The 2,730-nt window shown below is 70.2% G+C and carries 3 protein-coding genes; all 3 read right to left on the bottom strand.

Annotation, left to right across the window (positions count from 1 at the left end):
* Positions 1 to 103: 103 nt before the first annotated feature.
* Genes AC2VOK_RS19670 through AC2VOK_RS19660 form a run of 3 tightly spaced genes read right to left on the bottom strand, consistent with a single transcriptional unit; the run spans position 104 to position 2,632 of the window.
* Positions 104 to 964 (bottom strand): ESX secretion-associated protein EspG, encoded by an 861-nt coding sequence (locus tag AC2VOK_RS19670; RefSeq protein WP_428901935.1) that lies wholly within the window; start codon positions 962 to 964, stop codon positions 104 to 106.
* 2 nt (positions 965 to 966) lie between these two features.
* Positions 967 to 1,281, bottom strand: coding sequence for an ESX-1 secretion-associated protein (locus AC2VOK_RS19665; RefSeq protein ID WP_428901934.1), 315 nt, complete (start codon positions 1,279 to 1,281; stop codon positions 967 to 969).
* Between the two features lie 25 nt (positions 1,282 to 1,306).
* Complete coding sequence (locus tag AC2VOK_RS19660; protein ID WP_428901933.1) at positions 1,307 to 2,632, bottom strand: EspA/EspE family type VII secretion system effector; 1,326 nt, start codon at positions 2,630 to 2,632, stop codon at positions 1,307 to 1,309.
* Between the last annotated feature and the right edge of the window lie 98 nt (positions 2,633 to 2,730).

Raw genomic sequence — 2,730 nt, 5'->3', positions numbered from 1 at the left:
GCCGTGGTCATGGTCGTCGGGGCCGTGGAAGTCCAGGGCGGCCAGGTCGTCGTGATCGGGCTGGGGCATCGTGTCCTCTTTCTTCAATTCGTCGCTGCGGCAGTCAGGCCCGGTAGGAGGCGTGGTCGGTCTCAGCGGCGGTCTCGGCGTGATCGAACCAGGCGCCGGCCGGCAGGAACTCCAGCAGGCCGTCCAGCGTGCGCTGCAGGTTCTGCTGCGTACCGGGCAGAAAGCTGCCGTACAACTCGCCGCCGACGCGCCGCGGCAGGGACACCAGCCTGCCGTGGTCGGAGTCCAGGATTCCGGCGGCGACATCGGTGTGGGTCGACGTGCCCCCGGGATGGCGCTGGGTGGCGACGATCTCCACCCAGGCGCTGGGGTCCGCGGTGATCTCGGCGTAACGGCGGGCCGAGGCCGGCCCCAGGCCGTGTTGCGCCAACTGGGCCGCGGTGGTGCACCCGGCCAGTTCGGTCGCGACGCCGGTCAGCGGTTCGACGTCGGCGGCCTCGGCGGGCCCGAGTACGGTGGTCACCATGCCCGCCAGGCCGACCTGGGGAGCCACCAGCTGCAGCACCAGCAGGTCTCCGTCCCGCGCCGCGATCACGTGGCGTTCGTCCTGGCGGCACACCACGAATCGCACCATGACGCCGCCCGCGTCGCGCCGCCACCACCGGCCCTCCAGTGCCCGGTCCGCCCTGCTGAGGGTGTCGACCATCGCGGCTACGCCCGGGTGGGGCCGGCCGTACTGGTCCAGCACGCCCTGCATGATGAGGTCACGCTGCACCTGATCCCACACGAGGTCGCGCAGGTCCTCCTGCGGGATGTTCGGCCGGATTCCCAGGGTTGCCGGAAAGTCCACCAGGTGCAGCCGGTCGGCGATCACCAGCAGGCCGTCCACGGTCAGCTCCACGCCGACGACGTCGTCGATGAGCGCCGCACCACCGGCGATGAGGGGACCGGACATGATCAGTGGTCGAGCACTTGCTTGTCGATGCTGGCGCCCAGGTCCTCGTCGACGCCGGCATAGACCGTGTCGGCGGTGCGCAGCTTCGCGGCAAGATCGGAGGCGGCGGTCGCGATGTTCTTGCCCGCGTTGGCGCGGACCTTCTCGGCGGCGGTGAACGCGCTGTTGGACACGCCGCTGATCACACCGTGGGTCACCCAGACCGCCGTTTCGATCTTGGCCGCCGCGGTGGCCGCGTCGGATGCCTTGCCCGACGCGTCGTCCTGCTTTTTCGCGAGCTTCTCGAGGTACTCCGGGGTGACGGCCAGATCCGCCATGGGTGGTTCTCCTATTGTCTCGGCTCTAGCTGCTGTCGCGCGGGCTCGCCACGGCTTCGGCGCCCTGCGCCGCGACGTCGATCGGCGCCCGCTCGGCACCCTGTGCGCCCAGCGCGGCGCCCGCTCCCTCGACGTCGCCCGCGAGGGTGGCCTCGGCCGGAGCGGCCGCGGCGGCCGCCTCCTCGGCGACGGCCTCCTCGGCCGGTGCCGCGGCCCCCTGACCCTGCTGGCCCATCGAGGCGAGTGACTGGACAGATCCCATCGTCTGGTTGAACAGGTTCATGTGCTGGGAGACGTGCCCGGACATCTTCGCGGTCTGCGCCGATGCCGCGCTCACCTGGGCCAGCGTCGGCGGCGTGAACGCCGGCGCGGGCGGCGTGGCGGGCGCGTCCACCGGCGTTGCCTCCGAGGGCGTTTCGGTGAAGGCGCTCACCTTGGCCTGCGCGTCCGCCGAGGCGCTCGGGCCGACGGCGCCGGCGGCGCCGGCCAGCGAGGCGACGGTCGGCAGCTGCGTGAAGGCCGAGATGCCGGTCATGCTCTCGGAGATGGCCGTGAAGCTGGCCACCCTGGTCTCCGTCGCCTCGGGCAGCTGGATCCGGGAGAACGACCCCGTCAGCGTCGCGTTCTTCTGCACCTCGCCGTACTGCAGGGCCACCGCGTTGACCTCGTTGCCGAGCGACATCGAATTCGCCAGCGTGAACATCTCGAACGCCAGCACGGTGGCCCCCGCGGCGAAGGCGGCGACGATTTGCCAGGCGCACGAAATCTCGGCGCCGACAATGGGAATGATGTAGAGCGCCAGGGCGATACCCTGGGCGACGACGAGGCCCAGCAGCGTCACCGAGATGGCGGTGTGCGCCTTTTGGACCTCGGCGCCCTGGTTGGCCACCAGCGCCTGCATCTGCTTGTCCAGCTGCTGCATCGTCTCCACGAGGGCCTGCAGCGCCGCGTTCTGGTCGGCATAGGCCTGCGCCGCGCGGCCGTCCCAGTCGCGGGCGTCCGGAACCGCCGCCTCCAGCTGCAGCTTGACGTTGGAGAGTTTGTCGACACCGCTGGTGAATGCGGCGCCTTTGTCGGGCGGCCCGAATCCGTTGAAAAGATCCACGATTGAAACCGCCACCATCGTCACGTCGATAATGGCCGTGGGGGTCGGCAACACGCTCTTCCCCGACTTGGCCAACGCGTCCACCAGGGTCTTCCACTGGCCTTTCGCGTACCACATCGCTTTGCCGGCGAGCGCGCCCAGGTTCGCGCCGAGGCCGACCCAGTCCTCTGCGTAGCCGGCGCTGCCCGCACCTCCCAGACGCTGGAAGCAATACGCCAGGTCGTGAATGCCTGCCAAACGACTCACCGCGGTGCATCCCTTCGCGCTTGCCGGGTCCCGGCACCTGTTCCGTGCACGGCAGGTCGAGCCTAGCAGCGCACCGACTGGGCCACGTGCACGAATTT

The sequence above is a fragment of the Mycobacterium sp. TH-M116 genome (genome assembly GCF_057473685.1).
Note: the sequence above shows the minus strand (reverse complement) of the source record. Positions and strands in the feature narration are given on the sequence as shown.

Bases quoted from the DNA above. Each gene is read 5' to 3' on its own strand.
- AC2VOK_RS19670 (WP_428901935.1), bottom strand. From the start codon at position 964: ATGTCCGGTCCCCTCATCGCCGGTGGTGCGGCGCTCATCGACGACGTC.
- AC2VOK_RS19665 (WP_428901934.1), bottom strand. From the start codon at position 1,281: ATGGCGGATCTGGCCGTCACCCCGGAGTACCTCGAGAAGCTCGCGAAA.